At 60.4% G+C, this 17,588-nt stretch carries 17 protein-coding genes; 16 read left to right on the plus strand and 1 reads right to left on the minus strand.

Translation table 11 applies throughout. The annotated features are described in order from the left end of the window. The first annotated feature begins 63 nt into the window (after positions 1-63). From DWW12_RS01805 to DWW12_RS01880, 16 genes are all read left to right on the plus strand, one after another. The gene (locus tag DWW12_RS01805; protein WP_089573411.1) at positions 64-852 is read left to right on the plus strand and encodes a ribonuclease HII; all 789 of its coding nucleotides are present in this window, start codon (positions 64-66) and stop codon (positions 850-852) included. Between the two features lie 189 nt (positions 853-1,041). Continuing rightward, a complete protein-coding gene (locus tag DWW12_RS01810) occupies positions 1,042-1,527 on the plus strand; it encodes a YraN family protein (protein ID WP_006236100.1) in 486 nt (161 codons plus the stop codon). After that, complete coding sequence (locus DWW12_RS01815) at positions 1,527-3,050, plus strand: YifB family Mg chelatase-like AAA ATPase (RefSeq protein WP_117854715.1); 1,524 nt, start codon at positions 1,527-1,529, stop codon at positions 3,048-3,050. Before DWW12_RS01810 ends, DWW12_RS01815 begins: the two co-directional genes overlap by 1 nt. After that, a complete protein-coding gene (locus DWW12_RS01820; RefSeq protein WP_334202454.1) occupies positions 3,047-3,982 on the plus strand; it encodes a DNA-processing protein DprA in 936 nt (311 codons plus the stop codon). The genes DWW12_RS01815 and DWW12_RS01820 overlap by 4 nt, the downstream gene beginning before the upstream one ends. A 14-nt stretch (positions 3,983-3,996) precedes the next feature. Then, the gene (gene trmFO / locus DWW12_RS01825; protein ID WP_117854716.1) at positions 3,997-5,334 is read left to right on the plus strand and encodes a methylenetetrahydrofolate--tRNA-(uracil(54)-C(5))-methyltransferase (FADH(2)-oxidizing) TrmFO; all 1,338 of its coding nucleotides are present in this window, start codon (positions 3,997-3,999) and stop codon (positions 5,332-5,334) included. Between the two features lie 8 nt (positions 5,335-5,342). Next, on the plus strand, positions 5,343-6,251 hold the full coding sequence (locus DWW12_RS01830; RefSeq protein WP_334202455.1) for a tyrosine recombinase XerC: 909 nt from the start codon (positions 5,343-5,345) through the stop codon (positions 6,249-6,251). A 219-nt stretch (positions 6,252-6,470) separates the two neighbouring features. Beyond that, a complete protein-coding gene (gene rpsB, locus DWW12_RS01835) occupies positions 6,471-7,199 on the plus strand; it encodes a 30S ribosomal protein S2 (protein WP_006236109.1) in 729 nt (242 codons plus the stop codon). Between the two features lie 45 nt (positions 7,200-7,244). Next, entirely contained in the window at positions 7,245-8,114 is an 870-nt protein-coding gene (tsf, locus tag DWW12_RS01840) for a translation elongation factor Ts (RefSeq protein ID WP_022094736.1), read from the plus strand. 117 nt (positions 8,115-8,231) lie between these two features. Continuing rightward, entirely contained in the window at positions 8,232-8,954 is a 723-nt protein-coding gene (gene pyrH, locus DWW12_RS01845; protein ID WP_040359955.1) for a UMP kinase, read from the plus strand. A 2-nt stretch (positions 8,955-8,956) separates the two neighbouring features. After that, a complete protein-coding gene (frr, locus tag DWW12_RS01850) occupies positions 8,957-9,493 on the plus strand; it encodes a ribosome recycling factor (protein WP_117854718.1) in 537 nt (178 codons plus the stop codon). A gap of 1 nt (position 9,494) precedes the next feature. Next, complete coding sequence (locus DWW12_RS01855) at positions 9,495-10,289, plus strand: isoprenyl transferase (RefSeq protein WP_117854720.1); 795 nt, start codon at positions 9,495-9,497, stop codon at positions 10,287-10,289. Between the two features lie 2 nt (positions 10,290-10,291). Then, positions 10,292-11,206 (plus strand): phosphatidate cytidylyltransferase, encoded by a 915-nt coding sequence (locus DWW12_RS01860; protein WP_233502344.1) that lies wholly within the window; start codon positions 10,292-10,294, stop codon positions 11,204-11,206. Next, entirely contained in the window at positions 11,206-12,393 is a 1,188-nt protein-coding gene (gene dxr, locus DWW12_RS01865) for a 1-deoxy-D-xylulose-5-phosphate reductoisomerase (protein WP_117564265.1), read from the plus strand. The genes DWW12_RS01860 and dxr overlap by 1 nt, the downstream gene beginning before the upstream one ends. 25 nt (positions 12,394-12,418) lie before the next feature. Beyond that, positions 12,419-13,780 carry an RIP metalloprotease gene (locus DWW12_RS01870; RefSeq protein WP_117564266.1) on the plus strand — a complete coding sequence of 454 codons (1,362 nt, stop codon included), beginning with the start codon at positions 12,419-12,421 and terminating at the stop codon, positions 13,778-13,780. Positions 13,781-13,793: 13 nt separating this feature from the next. Further along, complete coding sequence (ispG, locus tag DWW12_RS01875) at positions 13,794-14,876, plus strand: flavodoxin-dependent (E)-4-hydroxy-3-methylbut-2-enyl-diphosphate synthase (RefSeq protein ID WP_117773531.1); 1,083 nt, start codon at positions 13,794-13,796, stop codon at positions 14,874-14,876. Beyond that, complete coding sequence (locus DWW12_RS01880) at positions 14,877-16,598, plus strand: proline--tRNA ligase (protein ID WP_233544202.1); 1,722 nt, start codon at positions 14,877-14,879, stop codon at positions 16,596-16,598. Between the two features lie 176 nt (positions 16,599-16,774). Here the strand turns inward: DWW12_RS01880 and DWW12_RS01885 are convergent, their stop codons facing one another. After that, the gene (locus DWW12_RS01885; protein ID WP_006236119.1) at positions 16,775-17,539 is read right to left on the minus strand and encodes an aminoglycoside phosphotransferase family protein; all 765 of its coding nucleotides are present in this window, start codon (positions 17,537-17,539) and stop codon (positions 16,775-16,777) included. Positions 17,540-17,588 lie beyond the last annotated feature (49 nt).

Here is a 17,588-nt window from a genome sequence, read left to right on the forward strand (position 1 = left end):
ACACAAGGGTCACCTTCGGGTGGCCCTTCTTTTTATCTGATTTGCATGCAAGGAGGGCCTGGTATGGCCAACATGACGAGCTCGGTTTCGGCATCGCAGGTTGCCGGTGAGTTGGCGAGCGCTACGTTTGAGGAGATCCCCGCCCTCGTGGAGCATTATCGCGAGGACCCGCGCCAGCAGGTGATCAAGGCTTGTGAACGCGCCCTCAAACGCCATGACAAAGAGCTTGCCGAGCGCGAGCGCGTCAATGACATGTACGAGCTTATGCATGAGCTTGGCGGCGATGGGGTGGTCGTTGGTGTCGACGAGGTAGGTCGCGGATCGGTGGCCGGCCCTTTGACGGTATGCGCCGTCTGTCTTCCTATGGAGCCGCGCGTCTGGGGTATCAACGATTCCAAAAAGCTCACGCCCGCGCGCCGCGAGTTGCTCTCGGTGAAGATTGCCGAGGTGGCGACGGCAATCGGTTTTTGCCATATCGCGCCGAAGGATATCGATGAAATGGGCATGGCCCGTGCTATCCGTACCGCCGTTGCGGGCGCCGTGGCCGATACGGGACTTGAACCCGACTGCGTCCTCATGGATGGCAACCCCTTGGGCGCCGTTCCCAACGAGCGCGACGTGGTGAAGGGCGATGCCAAGATCGCCTGTATCGCCGCGGCGTCCATCATGGCCAAGGTCACGCGTGACGAGATGATGGTCGAGTACGACGCCGAGTATCCCGAGTACCATCTGGCCGAGTCGAAGGGCTATGCAAGCCCCGAGCATATCGAGGCCATTCGCAAACATGGACTTTGTCCACTGCACCGCGTGAGCTTTTGCGGAAACTTTCTGCAGACTGAGCGCCTTTTCTAGGTCAATTGTGGAGACAGGGACCTCAGGGGTTTTATAAACCTGCTGGTAGCGGGCCGTATGCAACACCATTGCTGCGTACGGCCCGTTTTTTGACGGCATTTGGTCAGCTTTTGGTTTGCTTCCGGTACTTACCCGCATGAAAGGTGCCCTCATCATCGGGGCAATGCAGCGTGCGGGAAAGGAGACCCCATGAGTGCCGCAAGCAAAAAGAGCAAGACGCAGCAGCTCAAGGAGCGTTGGGAAAACGGCGAGCTCGACTGCGGGGCGATGACGCCCGAGTTTATCAAGGGACTCAGTCCCCGCGAGCTGGGCATGCTGGGCGAGCTGATCACCATCGACTACTTTAACGAGCGCGGCTACACCTTGCTGGAGCAGGGTTATCGTTGCACCGAGGGCGAGGCCGATCTGGTGCTGCTCGATGAGCTCGACGATGTCGTGGTGATGGCCGAGGTCAAGACCAGACGCGTCGCACTGGATTGCAACACGCGGGTCTTTCCCGAGGAGGCCGTGGACGCCCAAAAACAACGCCGCTACCGCCGCATCGCAAGTTGCTATCTCATGGAGCATTATCCGCTCAAGGCGATTCGCTTCGATGCCGTGGGTGTCACCATTCGCGGCGGGCATATCGCCGAGATCGAGCATCAGTACAACGCATTCGATTGGCAGGTGTCGTGATGGCGTTCGAGACGTTTGCCGTTCACGCGGCCTGCATCCGCGGCGTCGAGGCAATTCCCGTCACGGTCGAGGTCTCGCTTGCCGGCGGCGTTCCGGGTATTCAGATGCTCGGCATTCCGAGTATGGAGGTGATGGAGTCACGCGGTCGTATTCGCTGTGCGATGCGCTCCGCCGGGTTCGAGATCCCGCGCTCGGGCATTACGGTCAATCTGGCGCCCGGCGATATTCGCAAGACCGGTAGCGGCTTTGATCTGCCCATCGCCATCGCGGTATTGGCGGCCGATGGTCAGATTCCCCGCGACAACCTCGATCGTTGTCTTATCGCTGGTGAGCTTGGCTTGGACGGTACGGTGCTTCCTGTCAAGGGCGAGGTGGCGTTTCAGCTATTGGCGCGTGATATGGGGCTGTCCTTTATCGCCGGCAGGTCCGATCAGCATGTGCCGCTTGCGGGCGTGGATTGTGGATTCATCGATCATTTGTCTCAGCTTGCCCATGGCATGGGCGATGCCGCGCGGCACTACTTGGATTTTGAAGTGCTCGAGGCGACCTTTGAGCCCGAGCTCGACTATGCCGACGTACTGGGGCAGGAGGTCGCCAAGCGCGGCATGGCGCTTGCGGCGGCAGGAGAACTCGGCTTGCTCATGATCGGGTCCCCGGGATCGGGCAAGACGATGCTCGCGCGTCGTATGACCGGCATCCTGCCCGAGCTTTCCGTTGAGGATCAACAGGAGGCGCTGTGCATCCATTCGGTTTTGGGTGAGAACATTGATGGCTTGTTGGCGGGGCACCGGCCCTTCCGCAGTCCCCATCACAGTATTTCGACCGCAGGTCTTATCGGCGGTGGGCGCCCGGTGCACCCGGGTGAGATCAGCCTTGCTCATGGCGGCGTGCTATTTTTGGACGAGCTTGCTGAGTTTCCCACGGGTGTGCTGCAGACGCTGCGTCAGCCCATCGAACGCGGCTACGTCAGGATCGTACGCGTCGACGGGGCTTTTACCTTCCCGTCGCGCTTTCAGCTGCTGGCTGCGAGCAATCCCTGCCCCTGCGGCTTTTTGGGCGATCGTGAGGTACCGTGTCGCTGCTCGGCGGCGATGGTCGAGCGCTATCGGTCTAAACTGCGCGGTCCTTTGGCCGACCGTATCGACATGATGATCGATGTGACCCGTCCCGACCCTCAGGTGATTATCGAGGGCGCGGAGGGTATGTCGTCAGCTGAGTTACGTGACTACGTTGTGCGCGGTCGCGCTTTTCGCGCTTGGCGCGAATCCCGTATGGACGATGCTGATGCCGAGGCCGAGGATGACGAGACACGGTCCATTGACGGCGTCGTTTCGACCTTTGAGCTCGATGATGCGGCGGAGAAGTGTGTGCTCGGCCTGTCGAAGCGCACGCATCTCACGGGCCGCGGCATCGTGCGCCTGGTGCGTATCGCGCGTACCATCGCCGACGTCGCCGAGAGCGAGCAAGTGACGCAGGACCACGTGCTCGAGGCGGCGATGTACCAGGGAAGGAGGGACCAATGATGGCCGAGGGGACCTTCGAGCTGCATCCAGGTGACGCGTTGTATCCCGAGACCGTTTTGGAGCTTTCTGATGTACCCCAGACACTCTATGTGCGCGGCAACCCCGAGGTGCTTTCGACGCCCGCGCTCTCCATCATCGGCGCGCGCAAGGCCTCTCCGTATGGTCTTGCCGTGGCAGAGCTTGCGGCAAAGGTTGCGGTCGAGGCGGGCGTGACGGTAGTTTCGGGCGGCGCGGTCGGTTGTGACCAGGCCTCGGGTTGGGCTGCGGTCAATGCCGGCGGCAAACACGTCGTGGTGCTGGGGACGGGCGCCGACGTGGTCTACCCGCGTTCGAGCGCGGGGCTTATTACGCGCACGCTCGATACGGGTGGCGCGGTCGTGTCGATCTCTCCGTGGGGCATGGGTCCGCGCAAGTTTGCCTTTCCGCGCCGCAATCGCGTAATCGCGGCCCTGTCGCAAGCCCTCTTTGTATCCGAGGCGGGTATGCCTTCCGGGACGTTTTCTACAGCCGAGGCTGCTATGGATTTGGGGCGAGAACTTCTTGCCGTGCCAGGGTCGATCCTATCGCCCGAGTCGCGTGGCACGAATTACCTCATTGCGAACGGTGCCTGCTGCATCATCGACGAGGAATCTATCGAGATGGCTATTTCACGCATCTACGGCACCCTGCGCTACTCGCGCCCCGATGCTCCCGGCATTGCCGACCTGGATCAAACACAGCAGACCGTGATGCATGCGCTCATCGCCTCTCCGCTCAAGGTCGACGACATCGCGGCGCTCGTCTCGCTCGATGCCGTCGGCGTACTCAAACTCCTGGGTTCGCTTGAGCTCGAGGGTCTTATCGAGCGCATGATGGATGGAAGGTATGCGCCCTCCAAGTTTGCCCTTCACGCTCAGACACCCTTCGGTCACAATGGAAAACATGTCAATTAGAAAGGTGTTTGCAGATGCTGTTTGATCAGGTGACGGTTATCGGTGGCGGTCTGGCGGGTTCGGAGTGCGCGATTCAGCTGGCAGATCGCGGGTTCGCCGTAAAGCTGTGCGAGATGCGCCCCCAGGTTAGCTCCCCGGCCCACCATACCGATCACCTGGCAGAGCTCGTCTGTTCCAATTCGTTTAAGTCGACCCGTCCGGATTCCGCGGCTGGATTGCTGAAGGCCGAGCTTGAGCGCATGGGTTCAGTCCTGCTCGATTGCGCCCATCGCGCGGCTGTTCCCGCCGGTGGCGCCTTGGCGGTCGACCGCGTCAAGTTTTCCGAGTTTGTCGAGGCCGAGGTTGCCGCCCGTCCCAATATCGAGATCATTCACGGCGAGGTCACGCAGATTCCCGAAGGTCACGTGGTCATTGCCGCTGGCCCCTTGTGCTCGCCGGCGCTGAGCGAAGAGGTCATGAAGCTCGTCGGTGGCGACGCCCTTGCGTTCTTCGATGCCGCGGCGCCGATCGTCGATGCCTCCACGCTCGATATGGACGTGCTGTTCTCGCAGTCGCGCTACGAGGAGCAGGGGAGCGGCGACTATCTCAACGCTCCGCTCAACAAGGAAGAGTACGAGGCCTTTATCGAGGCGCTTACCACGGCCGACCGCGTGGTGCTCAAGGACTTTGAGGGCGGCGATCTGTTCCAGGCCTGCCAGCCTGCCGAGGAAGTTGCGCGCACCGGCAAGGACGCCATTCGCTTTGGCGCCATGAAGCCCGTCGGCCTCACCGACCCGCGAACCGGTCGTCGTCCCTGGGCGGCGATTCAGCTGCGTGCCGAGAACAAGGAGAAGACCGCCTATAACCTGGTGGGCTTCCAGACCAACCTGACCTTTGGCGAACAGAAGCGCGTCTTCCATATGGTGCCGGGCCTGGAGAACGCTGAGTTCTTCCGCTACGGTGTCATGCACCGCAATACCTTTGTCGATGCGCCGCACGTGCTCGATGGCACCTTTGCCGTGCCTGGTACCGGCGTGCGCCTGGCCGGTCAGATCACCGGCACCGAGGGGTACATGGAAGCCGTGGCGACAGGTCTGCTCGCGGCACTCAACACCTATGCCGAGGCTGTCGGGGCCGCTCCCATCGAGCTGCCGCGCGTGGGTGCTTTGGGCGCGCTCGTGGGCTATGCTACCGATCCGGCCACGGTGGGCTATCAGCCTATGCATGTCAACTTTGGCCTGGTGCCGCCACTCGAGGATGGTAAGCGCCGCAGCAAGCGCGACCGCTACCAGGCCTATGCGGACCGTGCGCTCGTGGCCCTTGATGCCTATCTGGCCACTCGCCCCGATCTGTTTGGAGGCGACCGGTCATAGCCTTTGACCTGTACGACACCGTCGACTCGTTTATCGCCTATATCGCACGTGTCGAGGGGCTTTCTCCCAATACGGTGACGGCCTATGGCTCGAGGCTGGAGCGCTTTGCTGCCTGGTGCGAGCGCGAGGATATCGATGCTTTCGCTGCCGACGTGCGCACCATTCGTCGCTATCTTGCCGAGCTTTCGCGTGAGCAGGTGGCTCCCCGAACGCTTGCGGCGCATCTGTCGGCTATCCGATCGCTCTATCGATGGATGGCTGCCGAGGGGGTCGTGGAGGGCGATGTGGTCTCGGCAATTTCCTCGCCCAAGCTTCCGCGCGATCTACCCGGTGTGCTGACGACCCAACAGGTGGAGGCGCTGCTCAAGACGCCTGATACCTCAACACCCGCGGGACTGCGCGATGCGGCGATGCTCGAGCTGCTCTATGCCTCGGGCGCCCGTATCTCTGAGCTCGCAGCACTCAATGTGGAGTCCATTGCGTGGTCCGAACGCACGCTGCGCCTGTGGGGCAAGGGGAGCAAAGAACGTATCGTCCCTCTGTATCGTCGTGCGCTCGAGGCGACGCGTCTCTATATTGAGGAGGGAAGGCCGGAGTTGCTCGCTCAGGCAAAGCGTCGTGACCCCGTTACCGGGCCGCATCCGCTGCTTATATCGGCGCGCGGTAATCGCATGAGTGCCGCCATGCTCAGGCGGCGGTTTCATACGCTGGCGACGCTCGCCGGCATGCCTGCCGACATCGCCCCGCATGCGATGCGCCATACCTTTGCGACCGACTTGCTCGAGGGCGGTGCGGACCTGCGCTCGGTTCAAGAGCTGCTGGGCCATGCGAGCCTGTCCACGACGCAGATCTACACGCATCTCACACCCGATCGGCTTAAGCGGGCTGTGGCTCAAGCCCATCCCCGCGGCGAATAGTGGCTGGGACGTCCCGCGCCGCGCTCAGGTGTGTGGTTTTGATTGCGGGTTGGCAGGAAGATGCATTCCTGCTATCATTCATCGGGTTGCTTCACGGCAACAGGTTTTTATCACGCACGCGCGGCTACTTCATACCGTGGTGCCCGGGCTTTGGTAGCACATGTCCGGGTTGGTTTTGGAGGATGACCCCGCGCGGAGGCAAACCACAGGAGGTTTAACATGGCTACCAAGATTAATATCCGCACCCTGCTCGAGGCCGGCTGCCACTTCGGTCACCAGACCCGTCGCTGGAACCCCAAGATGAAGCCGTTCATCTTCGGTGAGCGCAACGGCATCTACATCCTCGACCTTAAGCAGACCATCCTCGACGCCGACCAGGCCTACACCTTCGTCAAGAACGTCGCCAAGGGCGGCAACGTGCTGTTCGTCGGCACCAAGAAGCAGGCTCAGGAGGCCGTCAAGAACGCTGCTGAGCGCGCTAATATGCCCTACATCAACCAGCGTTGGCTCGGCGGTATGCTGACCAACTTCGTCACCATCCGCTCCCGCATCAACCGCATGGAGGAGCTCGAGGCCATGGTCGAGGACGGCCGTATGGCAGTGCTCCCCAAGAAGGAGCAGGCTGTGCTCGGCAAGGAGCTCACCAAGCTCCAGACCAACCTCGGTGGCGCCCGCGACATGAAGGGTCTGCCCCAGGCTCTCTTCGTCATCGACACTAAGCGCGAGGAGAACGCCATCAAGGAGGCTCAGCGCCTGAACATCCCCGTCGTCGCTCTGATCGACACCAACTCCGATCCCGACGAGGTCGAGTACGGCATCCCCTGCAACGATGACGCTATCTCCGCTGTCACCCTTATGTGCGAGCTCATGGCTGACGCCTGCCTCGCTGGCTCCGGTAAGGAGCAGGTCTCCGAGGCCGAGATGGCCGCTGAGCCCAAGGCCGAGTAAATCAGTCTTAGTTAATTCTTTTTCATCTCTTTGAAAGGAACCACAATGGCCCAGATTACCGCCGCTATGGTCAAGCAGCTCCGCGAGATGACCGACTCCCCGATGATGGAGTGCAAGAAGGCTCTCGTCGAGGCTGACGGCGACATGGACGCCGCTGTCGACGTTCTGCGTAAGAACGGCCTTGCCAAGGCTGCCAAGAAGGCTGGCCGTGAGACCAACGAGGGCGCTGTCGCCGCGTTCGTCTCCGAGGATGGCAAGACCGGCGCTCTGCTCGAGCTCTCCTGCGAGACCGACTTCGTTGGCTCCAACGCCAAGTTCACCGGCTTTGCTTCTAAGGTCGCTGAGGTTGTCGCTACCACCGAGCCTGCTGACGTCGATGCTCTGCTCGAGAAGCCGATGGGCGAGGAGACCGTTTCCTCCGAGCTCACCGAGATGATTCACATCATGGGCGAGAACATGAAGATCTCCCGCTTCGCTGCCCGCAAGGCCGAGAACGGCGCGCTCGCTTCTTACATCCACATGGGTGGTAAGATCGGCGTCCTCGTCGAGTTCGCCTTCGAGAAGGCCGAGACCGCTCAGGCTGAGTCCTTCAAGACCTTCGCTCACGACGTTGCCCTTCAGGTTGCCGCCGTCGCCCCGATCTGCGCTACCCGCGATCAGGTTCCGGCCGAGACCGTCGAGCACGAGAAGCAGATCTACATGGCCCAGGCTGCCGAGTCCGGCAAGCCCGAGGCTATCCAGGAGAAGATGGCTGTTGGCCGTCTGGAGAAGTTCTACAAGCAGTCCGTGCTCACCGAGCAGGAGTTCATCAAGGACAGCTCCCTCACCATCAAGAAGTACGCTGAGCAGGTCTCCAAGGAGCTCGGCGACACCATTACCGTCGTTGCCTTTGACCGTCTGGTCCGTGGCGAGTAAATAAGCTCTTGTAGCTGGTAATGAGCAGGCTGTGGGTTTTACTCACAGCCTGCTTTTTCATGGCTCTTATCAGAGCCTTTGATATCATATTGAGAGTCTAATTAAAGGAGGATCGCTTTGTCCGACATCCGATATAAACGCGTGCTTCTTAAGCTTTCCGGCGAAGCACTGATGGGCGACGGCCAATATGGCATCGACCCCAAGGTTACCGATCATCTTGCCAAGCAGGTCAAGGAACTGCTCGCCGTTGGCCATGAGGTCGGCGTCGTTGTCGGCGGCGGCAATATTTTCCGCGGCATGGCAGGCGCTGCCGGTGGCATGGAGCGTGCTCAGGCCGACTACATGGGGATGCTGGCAACCGTTATGAACGCGCTCGCCCTGCAGGATGCCTTCGAGCACAACGATGTTCCTTGCCGCGTGATGAGCGCTATCCAGATGAACGAGATCTGCGAGCCCTATATTCGTCGCCGCGCTATCAACCATCTGTCCAAGGGCAACGTCGTCATCTTCGCTGCCGGTTCGGGCAATCCGTACTTTACGACCGACACCGCCGCGGCTCTTCGTGCGTGCGAGATCGGCGCCGAGATTCTGATTAAAGCCACCAAGGTTGACGGCATCTACGACAAGGATCCCGTCAAGTGCGCCGATGCCGTCCGTTTTGACAAGATTACCTATCACGAGGTTCTCGTCCGCGGTCTGCAGGTTATGGATTCCACGGCTACGGCACTGTGCCAGGATAACCGTATGCCGATTTTGGTCCTCAACATCGATGGCGAGGACACCGTCAAGCGCGCGCTCGCGGGTGAGCCCGTCGGCACGCTCGTCTATCAGGAGGATTAAGCATGGCAGAGAACATCACCACCCATATGGACAAGTCGCTCGAGTCCCTCAAGCATAACTTCTCCAAGGTCCGTACCGGTCGTGCCAACGCCAACATTCTGTCCGACATCACCGTCGATTATTACGGTGTCCCCACGCCGGTCACGCAGGTTGCCGCCGTCAAGACCCCCGAGGCTCACATGCTGCTCATCGAGCCGTGGGATAAGGCGCTCATCAATGCTATCGTCAAGGCCATCGGCGCTTCCGATCTGGGTATTACCCCCAACTCCGATGGCACCGTCGTTCGTCTTCCGTTCCCGGCTCCCACTGAGGAGCGCCGTCGCGAGCTCGTCAAGGAGTGCCGCGAGTACGCCGAGCAGGCCAAGGTGTCTATCCGTAACATCCGTCGCGACTTCAACAACAAGCTCGAGCGCGATGAGGAGCTCACCGAGGACGACGTACGTCGCGAGCAGGCCAAGGTCCAGAAGCATACCGATGAGTATGTCGCCAAGGTCGAGGAGCTTCTGAAGGAAAAAGAAGCCGAGGTCATGGAGATCTAAGGTGCAATACGACGAGCATAAACTGGTCGAGTACTTTGCCGACGCCCCTGCGGGCGTCGGTTTTTCCGACCTTGACCTCAATAACATTCCGCACCATATCTCGTGCATCATGGACGGCAACGGTCGTTGGGCCACGTCGCGCGGTCTTGCACGCACCGAGGGCCACAAGGCGGGTATCGTCTCGCTGCGCGAGATCATTACCGCCTGCGTGCGCCTGGGCGTCGACGTGCTTTCGGCCTATGCATTTTCGACCGAAAACTGGATTCGACCGCAGCACGAAGTCAACGTTCTGATGCACCTGTTTGCCAAGACGTTTATCGACGAGCTGCCGCTTCTGAAGCGCGAAAATGTGAGCGTAGTCTTTTTGGGTGACATTTCCGCGCTGCCCAAGAAGACTCGCGACGTTTTTGAGCGCGGTCTTGCCGAGTGCGCCGATCACACCGGTATGACGCTGGCGCTTGCCGTCAACTACGGCGCGCGTGCCGAGATTACCCGCGCTGTCCGTCAGATCGCATCCGACGCTGCCGCCGGTAAGATCGATCCTGCCGCAATTGATGACGACATGGTGGCTTCCCACCTCTATACCGCCGGTCTTCCCGATCCCGAACTTGTGATTCGCACCTCTGGTGAGCTGCGCCTTTCGAACTATCTGCTGTGGCAGGTGGCTTATTCCGAATTCTACGTCACCGATACCTATTGGCCCGACTTTGATCGTTGGGGCCTTGTCGACGCCATTTTGGCCTATCAGGGCCGTGACCGTAGGTTTGGTGGACTGAGCAAGACCGAGGAGGCTTAATCATGTCCGATCGTCCCAAGGCATCTGCTCCCAAGACGCCAGTTTCCGCGGCGCCTGCGCGAAAGGCTGCCACTGCGGGAGCGCCTGCAGCGAAGAGCGGCACCGGTTCGTGGTTGGCGGGCTTTATTACCCGTGCCGCCGCCGGTATCGTCTACGCCGTTGTCTTTATCCTGTGCCTGGTTTTGGGTATCGTGCCCACGGCCATCTTTGTTTCTGTCATGAGCGGTCTGTGCTGCTATGAGTTTTTCCGTATGACAAGGCTCGATGGCAAGATGGCTAACGAGCGCATGGGTATCGCTGCCGCCGTACTCTTTCCGCTGTCGGCGTTGGGCGATTCGATGTTGCTGAATGCCCTGCTTTTTGCCTTGATGCTCGCTGTGGGCATTTGGTATGTCTGGTCGCCGCGTACCCGCATCTCCGATGTGGCCGTGACGCTCATGGGTCCCATCTACACTGGCTTTATGCTGTCGGCTATCGTGTTGCTGCGCGATGCCGTGCCCGGTTTTGCCGGCGCCCTGCTTTCAGTGGGCGTTTGCGCGTCCCTTTGGGTCTCCGATTCGTTTGCCTACATCGTGGGCAGCCGTATCGGCAAGCACAAGATGGTTCCCAAGATCTCCCCCAAAAAGAGCTGGGAGGGGTTTGCCGGCGGCATCTTGGGCTCGGTTTTGATTTGGCTCATCCTGTGGGCGACGCACTTCTACAAGCTCAGCCTGCCCTATGCGCTGCTGTGCGGCGTGGTCGTGTCCATTCTGGGCGTTATCGGCGACCTTATCGAGTCGCGCATCAAGCGCGGTGTGGGCGTCAAGGATTCCGGCAACCTTATCCCGGGCCACGGCGGAATGCTCGATCGTAGCGATTCGCTTATCTTCGGTTGCATCACCGCACAGCTGTTGCTGATGATTGGAGGCGTGCTGTAATGTCCTTCCAGACGACGTATGGCCCCGATGGACGCCTTCGCGTTGCCATCCTGGGTTGTACGGGCTCTATCGGCACCCAGGCGCTCGATGTGTGCCGCCAGCATGCCGATCGCCTGCAGGTGACGGCGCTGTCCGTTAATTCCAGCACCTCGGAGCTCGTTGCCGCTGCCCGCGAGTTCTCGGTTCCGGCGGTTGCCGTTGCCGATGTCGCTCATGGCGATGACGCCGTGCTGCAGGAGTTGCCCGAGGGCACACAGCTCGGCGTTGGCGCGCAGGCGGTTTGCGAGCTCGCGCGTCGCGACGATGTCGACTGCGTGCTCGTCGCTATTGTGGGCGCCGCCGGTCTCGAGGCGAGCCATGCGGCCTTGACCTCGAATAAGCGCCTTGCCCTTGCCAACAAGGAGTCCCTCGTCGTCGGTGGCGACTTGCTTATGCCGTTGGCGCAACCGGGCCAGCTTATTCCGGTCGACTCTGAGCATTCCGCCATCTACCAGTGCTATCTGGGGGAGAACCCGCGCGAGGCCCACTGCATTTGGCTCACCTGCTCGGGCGGTCCGTTCTTTGGCCGCACGCGCGACGAGCTCGATCGCGTGACGCGTGCCGATGCCCTCGCGCATCCCACGTGGGCCATGGGTGCCAAGATCACCATTGACTCCGCCACCCTCATGAACAAGGGCCTGGAGCGCATTGAGGCCATGCATCTGTTTAACTGCGACCTCGATTTCATTAACGTGGTCGTGCAGCGTCAGTCCAAGATTCACTCTATGGTCGAGTTCGCCGACGGCTCCGTGATGGCGCATCTCGGTGCATCCGACATGCGTATTCCCATCCAGTTCGCGTTCTCGTATCCCGAGCGTTGGGATACTCCGGCGCCTCGTATCGATTTCCGCGAGCTGGGGCAGCTCACGTTTGATGCTGCCGACATGGATACCTTCCGCTGTCTGGCACTGGCCGAGCGTGCCGGCAAGACGGGTGGCACCATGCCGTGCGTGCTCAATGCCGCCAACGAGGTCGCCGTCGATGCCTTCCTGCACGATGGCTGCAGCTTTACCGATATCGATCGCATTGTGGAATCCTGCATGGACGCCCACGATATGCAGGTGGTCGATTCGTTTGAGCAGCTTCGCGACATCGATGCGTGGGCGCGTGAAAAGGCTGCGCAGGTGCTCGCCGCAACCCGTTCCTAACCCATAAGGATTGCTTTTTCGTTTTATGGATACTGTTCTGAGCGTTCTCTCATCGGTCTTTTGGGGCCTGCTGATGCTTTCCGTCCTCGTGTTTTTGCACGAGGGCGGCCACTTTTTGGCGGCGCGCGCCTGCGGCGTCCGTGTGACCGAGTTCTTTTTGGGTCTGCCGTGCCGCTTTGACATCCATTACACGTCGCGTCGCATTGGAACCAAGTTTGGCGTGACCCCGCTGCTGCTGGGTGGCTACGCTGCCATCTGCGGTATGGATCCGACCGATGTTTCGTGCGCCGACCGCGTGCTCGCGGCTATCTATCGTCATGGTCGCGTGACCGTGGCCGACCTTGCTGTCGAGCTCGAGCTTTCCGAGGAGGATGTGCTCGAGGCATGCGCCCTTTTGCTGGGCTGGGGCTCCATCGCGCCCTGGTATGAGGAAGGGGAGAAGCCCTCGCCGAGCTACTATCCCACCAAATATCAGACGTTGCCGCGAGACAAGGCAGGCTATACCACCTTTGATGGTCGCCGTTTCGATCGCGAACATGCGACTGCCGAGGGCGATGTGTGGGAGCTGCCGTGCGGCGAGGCCGAGTTCCTTGCGCAAGAGCGCTCGCACACCTATCTTGGCCAAGGCTTTCTCAAGCGCGCCTTTATGCTGCTCGCGGGCATTATCGTCAATATCTTGACGGGTTTTTTGCTCCTTATGAGCATCTATTCCATTGCGGGTGTCACCGTGCCGATGGATACCAACGTGATCGGTCAGGTTGACGAGGGGTCTATTGCCGCCAAGGCGGGTATCGAGGGCGGTGACGCGATCCTTTCGGTTGACGGTGTCTCATGTTCCACTTGGATGGATGTCTACGATGCCATCGGCAAGGCTGCCGGTAAGGACGATATCGCCATCGAGTACGAGCGTGACGGCAAGCAGCATTCGACCACGGTTGCGCTCAAAGAGGACGAGCGCCTAGGTGTGTATGCCTCTACGCAGGTGGTCCGTTTAGACCCCATCACGTCGGCTCGCCTGTCGTTCTCCTATGTCGTGCAGACAGCGGATGGCGTGATGCGCCTGCTCCAGCCGCAGCATACGATGGAGATTCTCGATCAGTCTTCTTCGATCGTGGGTATTAGCGTTATGTCCTCACAGGCCGCTGCTGCCGGCCCTGCCACGTTCCTTTCCTTTGCCGCCCTCATTTCGTTCTCGCTTGGCTTTATGAACCTGCTGCCCATCCCACCGCTCGATGGCGGCAAGCTGGTCATCGAGATCATTCAAAAGATTGCGGGCCGCGAGCTGCCGCTCAAAGTGCAGACAATCGTCAGCTATGTCGGCATCGCGCTCTTTGCACTGCTGTTTGTCTATATGCTTCGTTCCGACATCCTTCGATTTATTCTGTAGGGGAGTGTTTGGATTGTCTTTATCCCATCCTTTGCCTCGCGAGTTGACGCGCCCCGTGCATGTGGGCGGCGTGCAGATCGGTGGTGGCGCTCCGGTCGTGGTTCAGTCTATGACCTGCACCGATACTGCTGATGCCCAGGCAACGCTTGCGCAAGTGTGCGCGTTGGCGCAGGCTGGCTGCGATATCGTGCGCGTGAGCGTGCCTACCGAGGCTGCGCTCGAGGGCTTTCGCACGATTTGTGCCGAGTCTCCGGTGCCAATCGTCGCCGATATCCATTTTAACCATAAGCTTGCCATTGGCGCTGTCGAGGCTGGTGCCTCTAAGCTGCGCATCAACCCCGGCAATATCGGCGATTGGGCCAAGGTTGACGCTGTCATCGATGCCGCGGGTGCCGCGGGCTGCGCGATTCGCATTGGCGTGAACGCGGGCTCGCTTGAGCAAGATATTGCCGAGCGCGACGACCTCACGCAGCCCGAAAAGCTCGTGATGTCGAGCGAACGCTTTGTGCGGCACTTTGAGGACCGTGGGTTTACCAACATCGTGCTATCCGCCAAGGCCCATAGCGTACAGACGACGCTTGATACCTATCGCGCCCTGTCGCGCGAGATACCGCATGTTCCGCTCCACCTGGGCGTGACGGAGGCGGGGACCAAGCTTCAGGGCACCATCAAGAGCTCTGTAGGCTTGGGTATCTTGCTTTCCGAAGGCATCGGTGACACCATGCGTGTGTCGCTCACGGCCGATCCGGTTGAGGAGCCGCCGGTCGCCTGGGGAATTTTGCAGTCACTGGGCCTGCGTCGCCGTGGTCCCGAGATTGTCTCTTGCCCCACGTGCGCCCGCTGCCAGGTTAACCTGATTCCCATCGCCGAGGAAGTAACCGAGCGGCTTAAGAACTATGCCGCGCCGCTTTCGATTGCCGTCATGGGATGTGCCGTTAATGGCCCCGGTGAGGCTTCTGATGCCGACCTGGGCGTTGCTTGCGGACGTGGTCAGGCCTTGCTCTTTTCGCATGGCCAGATCATTGGTAAAGTAGCTGAGGATCAAATTGTCGACGCGCTTATGGCCGAGGTCGACAAGCTTATTGAGGAGAAGTAAATGACTCGAGCAATGTATATGTCTAAGCTCTATGCGCCGACGCTTAAAGAGGATCCGGCGGACGCTGAGCTCGCCAGCCACCGCCTGTTGCTCCGTGCCGGCATGATCCGCAAGGAGGCCGCCGGCCTGTATTCCTATCTGCCGCTTGCTTGGCGCTCGATCCGCAAGATTGAGAACATCGTGCGCGACGAGATGGACGCTGCCGGCGCCCAGGAGCTTATGATGCCCATCATGGTCGATGCCGAGCTGTGGCGTGAGTCCGGCCGTATCGATGCCTATGGCAAGGAGCTTGTGCGCTTTGATGACCGCCACGGCCGCGAGTTTGTGCTCGGACCCACGCACGAGGAGACCGTGACTGCCCTGGTGCGCAATGAGTTGCGTTCCTACAAGCAGCTGCCAGTGAACCTCTATCACATCCAGGACAAGTTCCGCGATGAGTTCCGTCCCCGCTTTGGCCTGATGCGCGGCCGCGAGTTCATCATGAAGGACGCCTACAGCTTCTCCGCCACGCAGGAGAGCCTGCAGGAGGAGTACGACAAGATGAAGCAGGCCTATGCCAACATTTGCGAGCGCTGCTACATCAAGGCTCTGCCCGTTGTCGCCGACTCCGGCGAGATCGGTGGCGATACCTCCGTCGAGTACATGGCTTTGGCCGACGCTGGCGAGGCTTCGCTCGTCTACTGCGACGATTGCGGCTTCGCTGCCGACGATGAGGCCGCAAGCACCAAGGTCGTTGTGACCGAGGGTCCTGGCGACGGTACGCTTACCAAGGTCGAGACTCCGGGCATGGGCACCATCGAGGCCGTTGCAAAGTTCTTCGGCTTCCCCGAGAACGGCACGCGCAAGTCTCTGGCACTCCTCGACGCCGAGGGCAAGCCCGTCGTGGCCATTGTTCCGGGCGACCACGAGCTCAACGATTGCAAGGCCGAGCATGTCTTTGGCAAGGGCTATCGTATGATGACTGATGAGGAGCTCCAGACCTACGGTCTGCATAAGGGCTTTATCGGACCGGTTAACCTGCCCGAGGGCATTCGCCTGGTGTGCGACGAGAGCCTGCGCGAGTCCAAGCAGTGGGCCTGCGGTGCCAACGAGGTCGATTATCACTTTACCGGTGCCTGCCCCGAGCGCGACTTTACCGTCGACGAGTGGGCCGACTTGGTAACCGTCGTTGCCGGCGATCCCTGCCCGCACTGCGGCAAGCCGCTCTCTGCTGCTCGCGGCATCGAGGTCTCGCAGGTCTTCCAGCTGGGTACCAAGTATTCCGAGGCCATGGGCGCCACCTTTATGGACGAGGACGGCAAGGAGAAGCCGCTTATCATGGGTTGCTACGGCGTGGGCGTGTCCCGCTCGCTTGCTGCCGTCGTGGAGCAGCACAACGACGAGCACGGTATCGTCTGGCCGGTTTCCGTTGCCCCGTACGAGGTCGCTGTGATTCCGCTCGATCCCAAGAAGGAGGAGTGCGCAACCGTCTGCGACCAAATCGTCGAGGGCTTGTGCGCCGAGGGTATCGAGGTCGTCGTCGACGACCGTGACGAGCGTCCCGGCTTTAAGTTTGCCGATAACGACCTTATGGGATTCCCGTATCAGGTGGTGCTTGGCAAGCGTGGCCTTAAGAATGGCACCGTTGAGCTCAAGGACCGTGCCACGGGCGAGCGCGAGGACGTGGCGATTGACGAGGTCGTCGCCAAGGTTGCCGAGCTTGTTAAGGCGGCCCGCCGTTAATCGACGTTTCTGCTATTAGATGTAATTGCGGGGCTGCTCCGTATCTCTCTTAGGATGAGATGCGGAGCAGTCTATTTTGTTGCGTGAATAAACTCGATGGGTAAAGGAAAACCCCACAGCCCATATGAGCTGCGGGGTTTTCTTGTGCCTCCGATGCGAAATAAATCGCTCAGATATTACTGATAATCGACGACGTCGATCCAGTTCTTCAGGAACTCATCGTTCACGTTGCGCTTACGAGCGAGCTCGGAAGCGGCGACGATGCTCGTCCACTGACGCACGACCTGCATGGGCATGTCGGCGCGGTCGCAGTAGAGCTCCAAGTAGGCCTCAGCCTGGTCCTTGCTGTTGAGGGCGAAGAGCAGGTAGGTGGTGGCAACGTCGGCAGCAGGGGAGCCCTGGGTGGCGTGTGCCCAGTCGCACACATAGAGCTGGCCGTCGTCGCCGACGATGACGTTGGAGGGGTTGAAGTCGCCGTGGCAGACCTTGAACTCCTTGGTCATGCCGTCCAGACGCTCCTGAAGGTTGTAGCGCGTGGTGGCATTGAGCTGATCAAGGCTGTCGATCATGCGGGCGAACTTGTCGCGCTGACGGTTGAGCAGCGGGGAGGTATAGCCGTGGATCTCGATCTGGAGGTCGACGAACATCTCGAGATACTCACCAAAGCGCTGGGGCTCAGCAGTCATCTTCTCGGCAAGGGTGGTGCCCGGAACCTTCTCGGTCACGAGCGCCCAGCCGTTGGCGTTCTCGAGCTGGGAAACCTCGAGAGCCTTGGGGCTGCGGATGCCGCACTCATTGATGCGGGCAAGATTCAAAGCCTCGTTGAACACGTCGGAGACAGGCTTGGTCTCGTTAAAGACCTTGACGATCTTGTCGCCCAGGTCGTAAACGACCTTGTTGCCACGGCGGACGAGCTCGGTCTTGGAATCGGGTAGCAGCATGGTTGCATCCTTTCAACGATGCGATAGAAGCGACGGCGGGGGTGTGTGA

Source organism: Collinsella sp. AF14-35, assembly GCF_003464565.1.
Lineage (GTDB): Bacteria > Actinomycetota > Coriobacteriia > Coriobacteriales > Coriobacteriaceae > Collinsella.

Coding starts and splice junctions, on each gene's coding strand:
- DWW12_RS01860 (WP_233502344.1), top strand. CDS start 10,292: ATGTCCGATCGTCCCAAGGCATCTGCTCCCAAGACGCCAGTTTCCGCG.
- DWW12_RS01810 (WP_006236100.1), top strand. CDS start 1,042: ATGAGTGCCGCAAGCAAAAAGAGCAAGACGCAGCAGCTCAAGGAGCGT.
- tsf (WP_022094736.1), top strand. CDS start 7,245: ATGGCCCAGATTACCGCCGCTATGGTCAAGCAGCTCCGCGAGATGACC.
- frr (WP_117854718.1), top strand. CDS start 8,957: ATGGCAGAGAACATCACCACCCATATGGACAAGTCGCTCGAGTCCCTC.
- DWW12_RS01820 (WP_334202454.1), top strand. CDS start 3,047: ATGATGGCCGAGGGGACCTTCGAGCTGCATCCAGGTGACGCGTTGTAT.
- trmFO (WP_117854716.1), top strand. CDS start 3,997: ATGCTGTTTGATCAGGTGACGGTTATCGGTGGCGGTCTGGCGGGTTCG.
- DWW12_RS01815 (WP_117854715.1), top strand. CDS start 1,527: ATGGCGTTCGAGACGTTTGCCGTTCACGCGGCCTGCATCCGCGGCGTC.
- DWW12_RS01885 (WP_006236119.1), bottom strand. CDS start 17,539: ATGCTGCTACCCGATTCCAAGACCGAGCTCGTCCGCCGTGGCAACAAG.
- rpsB (WP_006236109.1), top strand. CDS start 6,471: ATGGCTACCAAGATTAATATCCGCACCCTGCTCGAGGCCGGCTGCCAC.
- DWW12_RS01870 (WP_117564266.1), top strand. CDS start 12,419: ATGGATACTGTTCTGAGCGTTCTCTCATCGGTCTTTTGGGGCCTGCTG.
- DWW12_RS01880 (WP_233544202.1), top strand. CDS start 14,877: ATGACTCGAGCAATGTATATGTCTAAGCTCTATGCGCCGACGCTTAAA.
- DWW12_RS01805 (WP_089573411.1), top strand. CDS start 64: ATGGCCAACATGACGAGCTCGGTTTCGGCATCGCAGGTTGCCGGTGAG.
- dxr (WP_117564265.1), top strand. CDS start 11,206: ATGTCCTTCCAGACGACGTATGGCCCCGATGGACGCCTTCGCGTTGCC.